12 protein-coding genes are annotated in these 16,359 nt (G+C 58.1%); 6 read left to right on the top strand and 6 right to left on the bottom strand.

Going from position 1 to position 16,359, the window contains the following annotated elements; genetic code table 11:
• The first annotated feature begins 94 nt into the window (after positions 1–94).
• Positions 95–634, top strand: coding sequence for a cyclase (locus AB6729_RS00170; protein WP_371079541.1), 540 nt, complete (start codon positions 95–97; stop codon positions 632–634).
• On the opposite strand, the gene AB6729_RS00165 is transcribed toward AB6729_RS00170, so the two are convergent.
• From AB6729_RS00165 to AB6729_RS00155, 3 genes are all read right to left on the bottom strand, one after another.
• Positions 631–2,079 (bottom strand): diguanylate cyclase, encoded by a 1,449-nt coding sequence (locus tag AB6729_RS00165; RefSeq protein ID WP_371079540.1) that lies wholly within the window; start codon positions 2,077–2,079, stop codon positions 631–633. The genes AB6729_RS00170 and AB6729_RS00165 overlap by 4 nt on opposite strands.
• Positions 2,080–2,193: 114 nt before the next feature.
• Positions 2,194–4,083, bottom strand: coding sequence for a 1-deoxy-D-xylulose-5-phosphate synthase (dxs, locus tag AB6729_RS00160; protein ID WP_371079539.1), 1,890 nt, complete (start codon positions 4,081–4,083; stop codon positions 2,194–2,196).
• 81 nt (positions 4,084–4,164) lie between these two features.
• Positions 4,165–5,583 (bottom strand): dicarboxylate/amino acid:cation symporter, encoded by a 1,419-nt coding sequence (locus tag AB6729_RS00155; protein ID WP_371079538.1) that lies wholly within the window; start codon positions 5,581–5,583, stop codon positions 4,165–4,167.
• 58 nt (positions 5,584–5,641) lie between these two features.
• On the opposite strand from AB6729_RS00155, the gene AB6729_RS00150 reads away from it, so the two are divergent.
• Together AB6729_RS00150 and AB6729_RS00145 are read left to right on the top strand one after the other, a co-directional pair.
• Complete coding sequence (locus tag AB6729_RS00150) at positions 5,642–6,175, top strand: DUF4440 domain-containing protein (protein WP_371079537.1); 534 nt, start codon at positions 5,642–5,644, stop codon at positions 6,173–6,175.
• 9 nt (positions 6,176–6,184) lie between these two features.
• Positions 6,185–8,602, top strand: coding sequence for a PAS domain S-box protein (locus AB6729_RS00145; protein WP_371079536.1), 2,418 nt, complete (start codon positions 6,185–6,187; stop codon positions 8,600–8,602).
• Between the two features lie 233 nt (positions 8,603–8,835).
• Here the strand turns inward: AB6729_RS00145 and acs are convergent, their stop codons facing one another.
• Positions 8,836–10,806 carry an acetate--CoA ligase gene (gene acs / locus AB6729_RS00140; RefSeq protein ID WP_371079535.1) on the bottom strand — a complete coding sequence of 657 codons (1,971 nt, stop codon included), beginning with the start codon at positions 10,804–10,806 and terminating at the stop codon, positions 8,836–8,838.
• An 87-nt stretch (positions 10,807–10,893) separates the two neighbouring features.
• Between acs and AB6729_RS00135 the strand changes: the two genes are divergently transcribed.
• Positions 10,894–11,091: a hypothetical protein gene (locus AB6729_RS00135; protein WP_371079534.1), complete on the top strand. Its 198-nt coding sequence runs from the start codon at positions 10,894–10,896 to the stop codon at positions 11,089–11,091.
• Here the strand turns inward: AB6729_RS00135 and AB6729_RS00130 are convergent, their stop codons facing one another.
• Positions 11,092–11,640, bottom strand: a complete 549-nt coding sequence (locus AB6729_RS00130; protein WP_371079533.1) for a DUF421 domain-containing protein — start codon at positions 11,638–11,640, stop codon at positions 11,092–11,094.
• 41 nt (positions 11,641–11,681) lie between these two features.
• The gene (galE, locus tag AB6729_RS00125) at positions 11,682–12,653 is read right to left on the bottom strand and encodes a UDP-glucose 4-epimerase GalE (RefSeq protein WP_371079532.1); all 972 of its coding nucleotides are present in this window, start codon (positions 12,651–12,653) and stop codon (positions 11,682–11,684) included.
• Between the two features lie 382 nt (positions 12,654–13,035).
• Between galE and AB6729_RS00120 the strand changes: the two genes are divergently transcribed.
• Together AB6729_RS00120 and AB6729_RS00115 are read left to right on the top strand one after the other, a co-directional pair.
• Positions 13,036–14,166: an energy transducer TonB gene (locus AB6729_RS00120; protein ID WP_371079531.1), complete on the top strand. Its 1,131-nt coding sequence runs from the start codon at positions 13,036–13,038 to the stop codon at positions 14,164–14,166.
• Between the two features lie 109 nt (positions 14,167–14,275).
• A complete protein-coding gene (locus AB6729_RS00115; protein WP_371079530.1) occupies positions 14,276–16,219 on the top strand; it encodes a hypothetical protein in 1,944 nt (647 codons plus the stop codon).
• Positions 16,220–16,359: the final 140 nt, after the last annotated feature.

Below are 16,359 nucleotides of genomic sequence, written 5' to 3'. Positions count from 1 at the left end.
TAGGACTATCTGAGTCCATTATTTTTCGGACTTAATCAGTCCTCTATCCGATTACCGGAATCCGGGCCTTCGTTTTGAGGGAAACTGGGAGTTCATGCGTCACATTTACGAAAGCAGCCAGTGGCTTCCCTTCCCCGTTCCCATGGTGTTTGCCTTCCTGGCAAATCCGCAGAATCTGCCTCCGCTGATGCCTGCGTGGCAACAGGCGCGGATTGAGGAGTTGCGGTTGATTGCGCCACCCGCGCCCCCTGCTGGTTCACCGGGGCGGCTGGGGCCGGGCGTGGGCACCACTATGATCCTCAGCTTTCGGGTGCTGCCGCGCCTTCCTTTTCGGCTGAACTGGCATGCGGTGATCACAGAATTTGAATGGAACAGCCACTTCTACGATCGGCAGACCGCCGGACCGTTTGTGTTCTGGCGGCACTGTCACAGCGTGAAGGAAGAGACGCGAGATGGTGTGGCAGGCACGCAGGTGAAGGATCGTGTGGAATACGGACTGCCGCTGGGCGATTTGCTTCATGCTGTGGCCGTCAAGGCGCAGATGCGGCGGACGTTTGCCTATCGGCAACGGCGGATGGCGGAGCTGATGCCGCAGTTTGTGGAGACTCTGGCAAAGCGCCGAGGGAACGCTTAAGCCTGCAACCAGCTTCCGGAGGCTTTCTCTGCGGCCACCAGGACGGTTGCCGTATGAGCGATTTCCACGCGGTTACGCCCCTTCTGCTTTGCCAGGTACAGGGCTTGATCCACGCGCTGCAACAGCAACTCATAATCCAGATCGTCAGAGAACGGTGCGACGCCTAGGCTTGCGGTGACCTGGATCTGGTCGCCGGTGGGAAGGGGGATGACCATTTCCTGAACTCGCTGCCGGATGCGCTGCGCCACTTCTTCCGCATGCGCAGCGGTGCAGTCCACAAGGACGAGGACGAACTCTTCGCCACCATAACGGAAGGCAAAATCCGATGGCCTGGCAGTGCTGACGATGACCTCTGCAGCGTGACGCAGAACCGTGTCACCACACTGATGGCCGTGCTGATCGTTGACGTTTTTGAAGTGATCCAGGTCCAGCATGACAATGCAGAACCCGCGGTCCGATCTGCGTTTCTGCAAGGCAATCTCCCGTGCGAGAAGCGACGGAAGGAAGCGACGATTAAGAAGCTGGGTGAGCGGATCGCGACCGTTTTCCGCCTCAAGCCGCGCGTCAAACATGGCGCTGAGAGAGAACTTGATGCAGGATATCTCTTCCTGAATGCGACGCATCCACTCGCTGATGACAGCACGTTCCGCTTCTGCGGACAGCGCCAGCCCGGGGATCAGATCAGAGTCCACGCGATTGATGGCTGCGACGATCTGCTCCATCTCCGAAGCACCCTCAAAGAGAAGGTCAGCCTTGTGGTTTACCCACAGACCAAAGTCAGATTTCCAGAGTCGCGGGAGACGTCCTGTCGTATCGCCCTGATGGAAGGCGGTGAATACGTTGTGGCCCCATTCCATCAGTAAGGCGCGCTGGCGTTCACGTTCGGTGGCCAGATTTTGCCCAAGCGCCTGAAGGCGGTAGGCCTCATCCATGCGGGCGTGCGTGGCGACGCTGGTCTGGTAGCTGACCTCGCGAATTTCCACGGAATAGTCCACCAGGTTGATGATGGCGCGCATGCAGTCCGCGAAGAGTTGTGTGGGCAGAGGCTGGAGCGAGAGGTAATGCACGAACCAGAGCTTGAGTTTGCGCATGGCGCGGGACAGTGCGTAGGCAGGCAGACCGACGCGCTCCATCATGGCACCTACCTCGAACTGACGTTCACAGTAGGCCTCGGTCGAGATATTCTCCAGGGCCAGCAGCTCTCCAACCCAATGCATGAAGATATCTGTGAATCCGCTCCGCGCCTCGTCCGTGTTGACGATAGCCGCAATACCCTGGTCGTTGGTGATATAGGTCTGGTAGCGCTTGCGGAGATCGTCTTGATGTTCATTGAGGACCTGTTGCAGCAGCGGGCGCACTTCCGAAGGCATTTCCGCCATGTGACGCGCCCAATCGCCCGCAATTTGTTTCGCTATCTGAATATCATGCTGCTGCAGTTCCATCATCGTGCAGTTATCCCGCCGTAGTGAATGTCATAAAAAACAACAGATGCCGAGCCATAACACGTTGTGGCGAAAGAAGTCGCAATACGACATCACACTGATTTTACGAGATACAAATTAACGGGCTGCGAGACGACCCTGCAGAAGGGCCTGAACATACGGTTCCGCCTGCTCCATGGCGGCTTTGACACTGATACCGTATTTCTCGCGCAGTGCATCCACCTTGCCGTGTTCGATGAACTGATCGGGCCAGCCGATGCGGACGACGGGTGTGTTGATCTCGGCGGTATTGAGCGCTTCCAGCACTGCGGAACCGTAGCCACCGGAAAGCACGTGATCCTCAAACGTGACGAGCAGACCACAGGAGCGGCCGTAGCGCTCGACGCATTCGCGATCGATGGGCTTCACAAAACGTGGATTGATGACGGCGACGCTAAGACCGTAGCGGCGTAGTTGTGCAGCCATCTCCTTTGCCATAGGCAGCAGCGCGCCCAAGCCGAAGATGGCAACATCTGAACCTTCTTCAATGACTTCCGCCTTACCGATTTCGAGTGCGGTGGGCTGCGCCTTCACAGCAGTTCCCGGGCCGTTGCCGCGTGGATAACGGATAGCGGATGGGCCGCTGTGCAGCAATGCTGTCTGCATCATGTCGGCGAGTTCGTCCTCGTCCTTTGGCACCATGTGCACGAGGTTGGGGATGCAGCGCAGATAGCTGATGTCGAAGAGGCCGTGGTGCGTTGGGCCGTCGTCGCCGCTGAGGCCGCCACGATCCATGCAGAACACTACGGGGAGTTCCTGCAAAGCCACATCATGAACGATGGGATCGAAGGCACGCTGCAGGAAGGTGGAGTAAATGGCGCAGAAGGGCTTGTATCCCTTGGTGGCCATGCCTGCGGCGAAGATCACCGCGTGCTCCTCTGCAATGCCCACATCGAAGTAGCGACCGGGATGATACGGACGGAAAAGATCGAGCGCGGTGCCGTTGGGCATGGCTGCGGTAATGGCAACGACCTTGGGATCGTTGTTGGCGAGTTTGACCAGTGTTTCCGCGAAGATTTCAGAGTAGGTCTTCTGCCCGGTGGCGCTGGTTTCGCCGGTTTCGGGATCGTAGGGGCCAAGGCCGTGGAACTTCTTCTGCTTGTCCATGGCCGGCTGGAAGCCGCGGCCCTTTTGCGTGAGGGCATGCAGCACCACGGGCTTGTTCTGCGCCTTGAGGAACTGGAAGGTGGCGACGAGCAGCGGAAGATCGTGTCCATCAATGGGGCCGTAGTAATCAAGGCCAAACTCTTCAAAAAGCATGGACGGGCCGAGCAGGCCTTTGACGCTTTCCTCTGCCTTGCGCTGAAGATGCTTCGCGGTCTTGCCGCCGAAGCGTTCAATCAATTCCGATGCGCGGTCGTGCAGGTAGGTGAAGCGCGGGTGCGTAACGATTTTGTGGAAGTAGCCTGCGATGGCGCCGACATTCTTGTCGATGGACCACTCGTTGTCGTTCAGCACGATGATGAGGCGCTTGGTCTGCGCGGCCACGTTGTTCAGGGCTTCATAGCTGATGCCGCAGGTGAAGGCCGCGTCGCCTGCGAGCGCCACGATATGTTCGCTGCCGCCGTTGAGATCGCGCGCGACGGCCATGCCGAGGGCGGCGCTGAGTGCAGTCCCCGCGTGGCCTGCACCAAAGCTGTCGTGTTCGCTCTCAGTACGGAGCATGAAGCCGTTCAAACCGCCGGGCTGGCGGATGGTATCGAAACGATCTTCACGGCCAGTCAGCAATTTATGCACATAGGCCTGATGGCTGACGTCGAAGACGAACGAATCCTTTGGCGTATCGAAGACGTAGTGCATGGCGATGGTGAGTTCCACCACGCCGAGGTTGGGGCCGATGTGGCCACCGGTACGCGCTACGCTTTGGATGAGACGGTCACGAATCTCCTGCGCCAGCTCCGTCAGTTGCGGAATGGTCAGTTTTTTTACGTCAGCCGGAGATTTGATCGTCGAGAGGTGGTTGCTCATGTTTCCTTGCGGATGGGGTGCTGTCGCGCAAGACAGGTGTCCGCCGCAGACAGCGGATATTTCCGCCTCCACTGATTGTAATTACTCCTGCATCGCAGCGATAACGGCGGGTGCCGGGTTTTCCTCAAAGAGGGCTCCCTCCCACCGGGCAACCACAGCGGAGGCGAGGCAGTTGCCCACCACGTTGATGGCGGTACGACCCATGTCCATGAGGGCGTCGATGCCCAGCAGGACGAGGATTGGCTCGCTGGGGAGGCGCAGGGTGCCTGCCGTGGCCAGCAGCACCACCAACACCGCACGGGGTACACCGGCCACGCCTTTGGATGCGAGCATGAGCGTGCCCATCATGAAAATCTGCGTGCCAAAGCTGAGCGGAACGTTTGCCACCTGGGCGACAAACACCATCGCCATAGCAAGGTACAGCGTGGAGCCGTCGAGGTTGAACGAGTATCCCGCGGGAATGACGAAGGAAAGAATGCGGCGCGGGACGCCGAATGCCTCCATCTCCTCCATGGCACGTGGGAGTGCGGCTTCACTGGTGGCGGTGGCAAACGCAATGGCCGCCGGTCCTGAGAGATGTCGTAGAAGGCGTCTCAACGGCAGTTTCGCCAGCAGGGCTACCGGCAACAGGACGCAGAATATGAAAACCAGCAGGGCGGCGTAAAAGACGAGCAGCAGTTTGCCAAGGTGAACCAGGACGCCGGGGCCCATCTTCGCAATGGTGTATGCCATGGCCGACATGACACCCAGTGGCGCGGTGTACATGACGATGTTGGTGAAACGAAACATCGTTTCGCTTAACCCCTCGGTCAATCGGAGTACAGGCTCGGCCTTATCACGCGGTGTCATGGCCAGCGCCATGCCGAAGATGGCCGCGAAGACCGCCACCTGTAACACCTGCCCCTCTGCGATGGATTTTGCGAGATTCTCCGGGAAAACGTGTTCCAGAAACTCCTGCCAGTGCAGGGGCGCGGCGGAAGACACCGACCCGGCAAGTTCCGCAGGCAATGCGAGGCCCACACCGGCCTTCGAAATGTTCGCCGCAGCCAGTCCCACCACCAGCGCGATGGTGGTGAGCACTTCAAAGTACAGCAGGCTCTTCCAGCCCATGCGGCCAACGCTTTTCAGGTCGCCGTGGCCTGCGATGCCGCTGATGAGTGTGGCAAGAATCAGCGGCGCGACGATGGTCTTCACCAGTCGGAGAAAGATGTTGGAGAGGAAGTGCGAGCCGATGGCGATGGAGGGTGCGTCGAGCCCCAGTTCCACACCGGCGACCATGCCCACAACGATCCAGGGGGTGAGTCGCGGACGTATAAAAGCAGCCCAGCAGGCCAGCAGCAGAACACCGCCGACACGCAATACCAGACCGACGGTATGTGCCGTACCGCTTGCAGATACAAGCGCAAATCCCACCGTGAGGGCCAGTGCGGCAAGCACCCATAATGCGATTTCTCTGCGGATGGAACGCATGGAGGTATTCAGGCTGGTATCGGAGGGCATCCACCACACTCTACCTGTTTCCTGCGGCTGCGGGTAAAGTGAAACCTTGAGGATTTCCATGCTGAAGACGATTTCTGCATTCGCACTGCTTCTTCTACTGCCGATAACGGCAGCGGCACAGCTTGATCCTCTGTCGAAGAAGGCGCCGACGAACAATCCTGTGACGCAACCGACGCTGTCGCCCGGCACCATTGAATTGCTGGTGCTGGATTCGAAGTTCAGCGATGAAACCGTGAAGGGCGGCGGCAAGGTGTTCTCAAGCTGGTTTGCGGATGATGCCCTGACGCTGAATAACGGCAAGCAACCGACGTATGGCAAGGCGAACATTGCCGCAGCAGCCAACTGGAATCCCAGCGAATACGAATTGAAGTGGCAACCCCTGGGCGCACAGATGGGGCCGAGCGGGGATATGGGATTTACATGGGGCCACTATGATGGTCGCGGTAAGGATAAGAACGGCGCGGAGGTTGTACTCTCCGGTCGCTACATCACTGTCTGGAAGAAGATCAACGGCCAATGGAAAGTGGCGCTGGATGCCAGCGCGAACGAACCCGCCGATGCGGGAGAATGCTGCAGACTGCCCAAGCCGTAAGACCTGCTGATGACGACACCCGGACTTCAACGCGACGCTGTCTCCCGCCCCACGGTGCTGCCGGAGGAACGGCGGCTGCAATCACTGGAGCGGCTGGAGATCAACAGCCTGCCCGAACCTGCGCTGGACGAGATAACACAACTCGTGGCGCAAATATGCGATACGAGCGCTGCCGCTATTTCGTTCGTGGAACGCGATCGAGTGTGGTTCAAGTCGCGTGTGGGTCTGCCTTCGCGCACCATGCCTCGACCGGAGGCACCGTGCGATGAAACAGTGCTGGGCGACGACATCTTTCAGATTCCCGATGCCGCGAACGACGGGCACTATCCCAATGGCTACATCCCAGTAGGCGATAAGGCGTATCGCTTCTATGCAGGCGCGCCGCTGCGCACAGCGGATGGGCAGGCGGTGGGAACGCTCTGCGTGTTTGATGAAGAACCGCGCCGGTTGAACGAGATGGAAGCCGCCACGCTGCGCTTGATGGCTCGGCAGGTGATGACACGGCTGGAGTTGAACCTGACGACACGCATGGCCGATCGCGATGCACGTTCGCGCCAGCGTGTGGAGTCGGCGTTGACGGTGGAACGCAACTTCGTCTCTGCGGTGCTGGATACGGTAGGCGCGCTGGTTGTGGTGCTGGATACCGCCGGACGCATTGTGCGTTTCAATCGCATCTGCGAAACGATCTCCGGCCTTTCGTTAAGCGACGTTGTTGGACGTGCGGAGTGGGACACGCTGGTGCCACCGGAAGATCGCGAAGCCAACATTGCCACCTATCAGCAGATGCGCGATGGACACTTCCCTTTTGCGTATGAGAATCGCTGGCTGACGCGTGACGAATCCATTCGCCGTATTCAATGGACAGCAACTGCGCTGCCCGATGCACAAGGTGAAGTGGCCTTTCTGATTGCGACAGGCATCGACGTTACGCTGCAGCGCGAAGCAGAACTGACCCTGCGCGAGAGCGAAGCGCGTTACCGCACGCTGATTGAAGGCTCGCTGGGCGCGGTCTTCACGCATGCGCTGGACGGTACGCTGATCTCCATCAACACCTATGGAGCGGAAAACGTGGGATACGCGATGGAGGAGATGATTGACCGTCCTCTGACCGATTTCATGCCCAACGATCAACGACGGGCATTTGAAGAGTATCTGCATGTGCTGGCGGAAACAGGTGAGGCACAGGGGACCTTCGAATTCAGCCATCGTGATGGTGAGGTGCGTGTGCTGGCCTATCGTAACCGCCTGATTGAAGCTACGACTCGCGAACACTACGCGCTGTGCTTCGCCGTGGACATTACGGAAAAAGTGCATGCCGAAGAACGGCTTTCCGCGTTGACGCGGCAATCCAATTCGATCCTGGATTCCGTGGGTGATGGCATCTTCGGTACGGATCTGAACGGCATTGCGACGGTGTGCAATCCCGCTGCAGCGCAGATGCTGGGATATCGCACCGATGAGATTGAAAGTGTGATCCTGGGGCAGAACCTTCATGCACTCACGCATCACACACAGGCGGATGGATCGCCGTATGCGGAGAGCGATTGCCCCATCATCAACTCCGTGCACGATTCAAAGACGGTGCGCGTGAGCACCGATGTGTTCTGGCGCAAGGATGGCACCAGCTTTCCGGTAGAGTATGTGGCCTGTCCGATGGTCAACAACGGCAGCGCGGCTGGCATTGTGGTGGCGTTTACGGACACGACAGAGCGGCGCGCGCTGGATCGCATGAAGGATGAGTTCGTCTCCACCGTGTCGCATGAACTACGCACACCGCTGACGAGTATGCGTGCGTCGCTTGGCCTGATCGCTTCCGGCGCGTTGAAGTCGCGGCCGGAAAAAACCGAACAGATGCTGGGTATTGCGATTGGGAACACTGATCGGTTAGTTAACCTGGTGAACGATATTCTGGAACTGGAACGGATTGGTTCCGGCAAAGCACAACTGCACTCCAGCGATGTCGACATGGATGCGTTGATGCATCGCGCCACCGATCTGTTGAGCGGCACCGCAGCGAAGAACAATATCCACTTCACCTACGGCAAGCCGGGCGTGCATGTGTGGGTGGACAGCGATCGCATTCTGCAGATGTTGACGAATCTCATCTCAAATGCCATCAAGTTTTCGCCCGACGGCGGCGAGATTCACATGGAAGCGCACTACAGTGCTCCGGGCGAAGCCACGATTGAAGTGCGCGACCACGGCCGCGGCGTTCCCAGCGACAAACTGGAACTGATCTTCGGACGTTTTCAGCAGGTGGACGCTTCCGATGCGCGTGTGATGGGCGGCACCGGGTTGGGACTGGCCATCTGCCGCAGCATCGTTTCGCAACACGGTGGACGCATCTGGGCTGAGAGCGAACTGGGCAGCGGCGCCCGGTTCCTGTTCACACTACCGACGGAACCGAGCAGCCACCTGCACAAGTAAGCAGGCCCTTATTTGTTATAGAAACCAGCAGCATTCCTACACGCGCGAGGCGCGTCATCCTGAGCGAAACAAAGTGAAGCCGAAGGACCTGCTTTCCTCTGTGCCCTCTGGAATGCTGCCTGGAATCCCTATTCCCGCAGCATCGTAGTCAGGGAAAAGAAAGCAGGTCCTCCGACTCCGCACTTCGTGCTCCGCTCAGGATGACGAAATTCGTTAGATAAAGAAACGAACGACTACTCCTCGTCCTTCTCCTTAAGCTTTGCCACCACGCTGAAGTCTTCCAGCGTAGTCGTGTCGCCCTTCACATCGCCCGTAGCAGCCAGTTCACGCAGCAGGCGGCGCATGATCTTGCCCGAACGTGTCTTCGGCAGCGCCTGTGTGAAGCGGATTTCATCAGGACGCGCAAGCGCACCGATCTCCTTTGCGACGAACTTCTTCAGGTCGTCTTCAAGTGCCTTGTCGACATGGATGCCATCTTCCACAGAAACAAACGCGACGATGCCTTCGCCCTTCAGATCATCCGGACGTCCGACAACCGCAGCTTCGGTCACCTTGGTATGCGCAACGAGAGCGGATTCGATTTCCATGGTGCCCAGGCGGTGGCCGCTGACGTTTAACACGTCATCCACGCGGCCCATTAGCCAGAAGTAGCCATTTTCATCGCGACGTGCGCCGTCTCCCGTGAAGTAGCTGCCAGGAATCTCATTCCAGTAAGCAGCCTGATAACGCTCCGGATTGCCATAGATGGTGCGAGCCATGGCCGGCCACGGCTTGCGGATGACCAGCAGGCCACCGTCTCCCGGCGGAACGGGCTCGCCTTCCTTCGTGACAATCTCCGGCAGCACACCGAAGAATGGCAACGTTGCAGAACCCGGTTTCGTGGCGACTGCGCCGGGGATGGGCGCGATCATGATGGAGCCTGTTTCAGTCTGCCACCACGTATCCACAATGGGGCAGCGCTCGTGGCCGATTTCGCGGTGATACCACATCCACGCTTCCGGATTGATGGGCTCACCCACCGTGCCCAGAAGACGCAGTGACGCCAGTGAGTGCTTGCGCACATGCTCTGTGCCCCACTTCATGAAGGCGCGGATGGCCGTGGGTGCAGTGTAGAAAACGGAAACCTTGTGGCGATCGACGATATCCCAGAAGCGATCGACTTCCGGCCAGTTCGGTGCGCCCTCGTAAAGAAGCGCGGTTGCGCCGTTCAAGAGCGGGCCATAGACGACATAACTGTGACCTGTGATCCAGCCCACGTCCGCAGTGCACCAGTACACGTCCTGCTCCTGCAGGTCGAAGATGTACTTGGAGGTGAGCATGGTTCCCAGACCGTAACCAGCAGTGGTGTGGACCAGCCCCTTGGGCTTGCCCGTGGTGCCGCTGGTATAGAGGATGAAGAGCGGATCTTCGGAATCCATGGGTTCCGCGGTGCATTCGCTACTGACCTTTGCGAGTTCTTCGTGCAGCCAGTGATCACGGCCTTCCTTCATGGGAACATCGCGACCGCTGCGACGATAGACCAGCACATGCTCCACGCCGGGTGTGCGTGCGACAGCTTCATCGGCGATGGACTTCAGCGGTACTTCCTGTCCGCGACGGAAGCTGGCATCCTGCGTGATGAGCACGCGGCATTCCGAGTCGGCCATGCGGTCCGCGAGCGCCTGGGCGGCGAATCCGCCAAAGACAACGTTGTGCACTGCGCCGAGCCGCGCACAGGCTAGCACGGCCAGAACAATCTCCGGCGAGACGCCCATGTAAATGGCGACGCGGTCGCCCTTCTTCACGCCGAGATTCTTCAACACATTGGCAAAGCGCTGCACCTCAATGTGCAGTTCTTTATAGGTGAGCGAACGGACTTCACCCGGCTCGCCTTCCCAGATCAACGCGGTTTTCGAGGCACGTGCCCCCTGCGCATGACGATCCACTGCGTTGTAGCAAAGATTCAGCGTTCCACCGGTGAACCACTTTGCATGGGGTACGTTCCACTCCAGCACGGTGTGGAAGGGCTGGAACCAGTCGAGGAGTTGTGCCTGCTCCGCCCAGAAGCCATCACTGTCTTCAATGGAGCGACGATACAGTGCATCGTATTGCTCACGGGAACGAATGCTGGCCTGTGCGGCGAACTCGGCCGGTGGCGGAAATATGCGGTCTTCGCGAAGGGACGACGTGAAGGAAGAGGAAGCGACGGTTGCGTCTACAGCCATGCGCGACATTTTACGTTGTAGACAACACGACTGGCCATGCCGATACCCCAATCACCGCAAGTGTGCCGCACTTGATAGGCTTTTGGCATGTACGGATTTGCCATTTCCACGCTGATCGGTGTCGCTCTCGGCTTTATGTTCGGCGTGGGATGTGCGCTGGCGGTGATGTATTCCATCTACATGGGCGGCTACCGCGAGGCGCTGCACGACATGGATTTGGCTACCAAACCCAAACGCTGGTACGAAGAACTGGCCAAAGTGAAGAAGATGGAAGCGAAGAAATAATCATGCCTGCTGCAGCGCCTTCACCTCCTGCATAAGAGCGTCGAGCTTTTTCAGGATTTCCTGGTGGCGCACGCTGGGGAAACTTTCTTCACGCGTTTCCACGTAGAACGTGCCGCCGGGCTCCAGCGTGCATTCCTTCACATCGGATAGGCCGCGGATACTCTGCTTGTGCAGTACCTCGATGAGTTCTTCATGGCTGAGGATTTCCTTGCGCATGGCATCTTCATCTACCTTGCCGTTGCGCACCAGAACTGTTCTGCTGCCCTGCAACGCGCTGTTGAGCTTTGGCATCGCAAACAGAATGCGGTTCAGTGTCCAGTTGGCGGCCAGAAGCGCCACCGCACCGATCAGACCGCCAAGCAATGAATTGTCTTCGCCGATGATGGCGTTCTGCACCGTGTTCGACAACGACAGCAGAACTACCAGATCAAACGGATTCAATTGTGCCAGTTCACGTTTGCCAAAAACGCGCAGCAGGATCACCAGCGTGAGGTACACGATGATGGGGCGGAGAATCTTTTCCAGGATGGGCAGGGGCACGTGCAACATGTCATGCAACATGCCGCCAGCCTACATCCTTGCTACTGCTTCTAAACAGCGCGGAGTTTCTGGTGCCACTCCCATGCCGTGGCAAGAATTGCATCGAGCTGCTCGAACTTCGGCGCCCATCCCAGTTCGCGCTGAATCTTTGCGGAACTGGCGACCAGCACCGCAGGATCGCCCGGACGGCGTGCTTCCGCGATGACGGGAATCTCACGCCCTGTAACGCGGCGTGCACTCTCAATCACCTCGCGCACGGTGAATCCCTGACCGTTGCCGATGTTGTAGATGGCGCGCTGCTGCGTTGCGAGCGAATCCATTGCCAGCAGATGTGCTTCTGCAAGATCCGCTACGTGGACATAGTCGCGGACGCAGGTACCGTCCTTTGTGGGATAGTCCTCGCCATAGATACGGATGTTGTCTCGCAGGCCGAGTGCGGTATCAAGAATCAGCGGGATCAGGTGGCTCTCCGGCTCGTGCGCCTCGCCGTAACCTGGGATGGCTCCTGCCACGTTGAAATAGCGAAGCGCAGCGTAACGAAGGCCCATGCGCTCAGAAAACCAACGCATCATGTATTCGCTGAGGAGTTTGCTTTCTCCATAGGCGTTCGTCGGCTTCAGCTCATCCGTCTCTTCAATGGGAGCACGCTTCGGTTCCCCATAGCAAGCTGCGGTGGAAGAGAACACGAGGCGCTGGGTGCCGGTCTGCTGCATGCATTCCAGCAGCGTGAGCGTGCCTGCTGTGTTGTTGCGAAAGTAGACGTCCGGACGCTTCATGCTTTCGCCAGCTTCGATGAGAGCGGCAAAATGCAGTACGCCATCAAACTGACCTTCGCGGAGGGTTTGGCTCAGAAGATTTGCGTCGGCAATGTCTCCCTCCACAAAAGTTGCAGATGGAGGGAGCGCTTCCTTCTTGCTGTGGCAAAGATTGTCGTAAACCGTCACGCGATGACCGCGTTCTAACAGTAGGCGGCTGACAGTGCCACCGATATAGCCGGCACCGCCGGTAACCAGATAATTCATGGGTTTATCATCACACGCCGATTGGGGATACAGCGTAGCCTACGATTCTTGCATAAGCACGTGTACGTTTTTCATATTTCGGACGTCTCATCCCCTATTGGAGTAATGAAGGGAGTCCTGAACGTAGATTTTGCATGAAAAGAGAGACGGATTTCGATTGCATTCGTATCCGTGTCGCTTATGATGCTGGTAAGTTCTTGCGCTGTCCTGCCTTACACTCAATGCATCCTCCCGGATGCTTCGCGTGGAAGCGCTATTCCAAAAGAACGAACGCGACCGTAAAAACGGCGTGTAAAGCAAGCCTGCTCCAAGCGGGTATAGGGCGGACCAAGGACTCCGGTCATCGCCTGTTTGATACTGAATTTTGAGGATTGCACGACGTATGGCAAACGAAATGCCTGATCACGAGCGAAACCGTGTGCCCGGAGGCCAGACTGCGTCTCCGGCAACACCGTTCCTTTCGCAACGGGATTTAGCCTTTAAGACTTTTGGTGTGATGGAAGATTCAGAGAAGCGCAAGAATCGCTTCTTTGCCGCGTTTTTCATCAATACCTCGCTGGCAGCGCTCCTCATCTGGATCAGCGTCCTGACGGCGAGACATGTCGTTCAACAGCAGGCACAGAAGACCATCACATTTAACAATGTGAAGCCGCCGGAACCGCCGAAACCTGTGCCGCCGCCGAAGCTCCCGAAGCCGCCGGTGGTGAAGGTGGAGCCGCCGAAAATTCAGCCAAACGTTCCGAAGATTGAGGTTCCGGAACCGCCGAAGGTCCAACCGCAGCCCGTTCTGAAGGCCCAGCCCATCATTACGCCGGCGCCGCCGAAGGCCGTAACGCCTCCGCCCGCACCGAAACCGGTAGCGGTCAACATTGCGCAGGCCGCGTCGGTACCGAACCATGACGCTCATCCGTCTGCAGTTCGTCTGGGCAACCTGACCAATCCGATTAACAACACCAGCGGTCCGGCCGTATCGCCGGTCAACCTGGGCCATAGCGGCGCGCCGGGCATGCCAGCGGGCAATACCGGATTTGGGCCGCCGTCGAAGATTGCAATTGCTGGTTCCGGCTCTCCGAACGGCCAGATGGGCGGCCGTGACAATGCCCCACAGCCGATTAAAGGCATCAGCACAGGCGTTCCCGGTGGTACTGGCCCGCTGACGGCCAAGCCCGTGGGCGCCATTGCGATTGCCAAAGGTCCCACCCCTCCGTCCATTCCGCAGGCCCAGGTCAATGCCGGTCCGGCCAAGAGTGCGCCGAAGGTGCTCTATAAACCGAAGCCGCAATATACAGAAGAAGCGCGAAGTCTACGCCTGGAAGGCACCGTTTACGTCAAAATTCACGTCACAGCGTCTGGAGCTGTTTCCGTGGTTGGCGTTCAGAGCGGTCTTGGCCATGGTCTGGATCAAGCAGCGGTGCGAGCCGTACAGGGTATGCGTTTCCAGCCCGCGATGTCCAACGGTCAACCGACCGATTGGGATGGCGTGGTCAACATTAACTTCCAGCTCGCCGGCTAAAACGGCAGGGTCTCCTACTTTGGTAAGAGACTCTGGCTTAATTCCGGTCAGATTTTGTGTACGCTGAAACCTGTTCCCTACCCGGAACTTCATAGGAGCCGTTCAAACCATGAGGAACCTTCGCAGGTCTTGCATCGTGGGTGTTGCCGCCACGCTTCTCACCGCTTCGGCGATGCCGGCGCTGGCTGCATTTCCAATCCTGAGCAAGAAGAAAAAGGATGATCTACCCGCACGCAAGTTAACCCCGGCCCAGTCCGCGCTGTTGGATAAAGCCATCGCGCGTGAGCAGGAAGTCATTAAAGTTATTCAGGAACGTGCGCCACTCGTTGAGACCTACATCCAGAATATGAAGCCCGATCCGGCGCTTCTGCAGGTCCCGGTTTCTGACCAGCACTTTCTGGGCCGAGTGGACTTCAAGAAGGTTCTCAATGGAGAAAGCTACGAGACCGCGGACCACAAGTCCAAGGGATTCTTCAAGAGTTCCATGTCGTACATTACCGGCATCAACAAGCAGTTCCACCTTCAATTCAATGAAGTGGGATTTGTCCAGATGATCCTGGTGGATGCCCACGGTTTCGACAAGACGAACTACAACTTTGGCTTTGTCCGCAATGACTTTCTCGGCTCCGTGCCCACGATGGTCTTCGACGTGGAACCCGCCAAAGGCGGCTCCCGCGGTCGCTTCTTTGGCCGCATCTGGGTGGAGCGCCGCAACGGAAATATCGTTCGTTTTAATGGCTCGTTTGCCGGCAGCGAAAAAGACTTCCGCGAGTTCTACCACTTCGATTCCTGGCGCACCAACGCGCAGGAGAACCTGTGGCTGCCGACGTCGTTCTACGTAGAAGAGAGCGATCCGAAGAGCACGGAAAACACCGTGAAGTTCAAGGCAGTGAACCACGTCTGGGGATACGCGCTGAAGGTTCCCACAAGCGATGCCGAGAATGTGGATGTGGAGGTTCAGGGCGCAACGGACGTCTCGAACGACGCTCAGGATGTCTCTCCGCTTGGCGCACAGCGTGCATGGGTGCAGCAGGCAGAAGATAATGTCGTGAACCGGCTTTTCCAGGCTGGCCTGCTGGATTCTCCTTCAGACTTCGACAAGATTCTGGAGCAGATTGCCGGCAATATTCTGGCTTATAACAACATTCAGGTGGCACGCCCCATCCGCGTGCGTACCCTGCTGACGGAACCGCTGGAGTCGTTGTCGATTGGCAATACCATCGTTCTGTCCAAGGGCCTGATTGACACCACTGCTGTTCCGGGCAATAACAACGAACAGGTGAACAACCTGTACGCGGTCATCGCCTTCCAGGTTGCGCACATCCTCCAGGGACATCGCCTGGACACGAAGTACGCGTTCAATGATCGTCTCCTCTTCCCTGATACTTCGGCGTTCCAGAAGATCCCGATGCATCACACGGATAAGGACAACGAAGAGGCAGCAAAGAAGACCCTGGAACTGCTGCAGCCCAAGGAACTGAACGAGGCAGCAAGCCAGTTTGGTCTTTACCTGGCACAGCTTCAGGATCGCGCAAAGGCACTCACCGCGCTGAACGATCCGATGGTTGGTGATTCGCTGATCAAGGATGTAAAGACGAACACCTTCTGGCTCCAGCCATTAGTCGGTAAAGGTCCGAAGCTGGATCAGAACGACCTGAAGCAGAACGCGGCCATGCCACTGTCGTCCTTCCTGCGCTTTGATCCCTGGACGGATCAGGTGGTGCAGATGCACGCATCGTACGAACCACTGCTTTCCTCGCGCGACAAGATGCCGTTTGAAGTTACTCCGGTCTACCTGAAGCTGAGCTACTACAAGCCTCCAGTTGATGGTGCGGGAGCAGGCGCAGCGGCGGCAGCAGCGGCAGGTGCCGCTGCAACCACCGACGCAAACGGCAATGCCATCGGCGCTCCGGCTGCAGGTACCGGAACGCAAGCAGCTCCCGCACAAGCTCAACCGTCCGCCGGTGCACCTCCTGCGGATACAACCGCGACGCCCGCCCCTGCGGCTGGCACAACCGGAACGGCAAATCCGCCCGCCCCGCCGCAACAGTGATGGGTCAGGCCGGACGAGGGAACGATAGACTCGTCCGGCTTAGACAAGTCCCCCAACTATCCATCGTCTAAGCCCAGGGCCTTCATAAACGTTAAAAGAGCAGAAGAGACCTGTTTGCCGCCTCATAGTTCCCAAGGTAT

Origin of the sequence: Terriglobus sp. RCC_193 (assembly GCF_041355105.1) — a bacterium.
In the GTDB taxonomy this organism is placed as follows: domain Bacteria; phylum Acidobacteriota; class Terriglobia; order Terriglobales; family Acidobacteriaceae; genus Terriglobus.
The sequence above is the reverse complement of the archived record's forward strand: the minus strand, read 5'-3'. Positions and strand labels throughout refer to the sequence as shown.

Excerpts from the sequence above, each read along its gene's own strand:
- AB6729_RS00130 (WP_371079533.1), bottom strand. The coding sequence starts at position 11,640 with ATGTTGCACGTGCCCCTGCCCATCCTGGAAAAGATTCTCCGCCCCATC.
- AB6729_RS00155 (WP_371079538.1), bottom strand. The coding sequence starts at position 5,583 with ATGCCCTCCGATACCAGCCTGAATACCTCCATGCGTTCCATCCGCAGA.
- AB6729_RS00145 (WP_371079536.1), top strand. The coding sequence starts at position 6,185 with ATGACGACACCCGGACTTCAACGCGACGCTGTCTCCCGCCCCACGGTG.
- AB6729_RS00170 (WP_371079541.1), top strand. The coding sequence starts at position 95 with ATGCGTCACATTTACGAAAGCAGCCAGTGGCTTCCCTTCCCCGTTCCC.
- AB6729_RS00115 (WP_371079530.1), top strand. The coding sequence starts at position 14,276 with ATGAGGAACCTTCGCAGGTCTTGCATCGTGGGTGTTGCCGCCACGCTT.
- galE (WP_371079532.1), bottom strand. The coding sequence starts at position 12,653 with ATGAATTATCTGGTTACCGGCGGTGCCGGCTATATCGGTGGCACTGTC.
- AB6729_RS00135 (WP_371079534.1), top strand. The coding sequence starts at position 10,894 with ATGTACGGATTTGCCATTTCCACGCTGATCGGTGTCGCTCTCGGCTTT.
- AB6729_RS00120 (WP_371079531.1), top strand. The coding sequence starts at position 13,036 with ATGGCAAACGAAATGCCTGATCACGAGCGAAACCGTGTGCCCGGAGGC.
- acs (WP_371079535.1), bottom strand. The coding sequence starts at position 10,806 with ATGGCTGTAGACGCAACCGTCGCTTCCTCTTCCTTCACGTCGTCCCTT.
- dxs (WP_371079539.1), bottom strand. The coding sequence starts at position 4,083 with ATGAGCAACCACCTCTCGACGATCAAATCTCCGGCTGACGTAAAAAAA.
- AB6729_RS00165 (WP_371079540.1), bottom strand. The coding sequence starts at position 2,079 with ATGATGGAACTGCAGCAGCATGATATTCAGATAGCGAAACAAATTGCG.
- AB6729_RS00150 (WP_371079537.1), top strand. The coding sequence starts at position 5,642 with ATGCTGAAGACGATTTCTGCATTCGCACTGCTTCTTCTACTGCCGATA.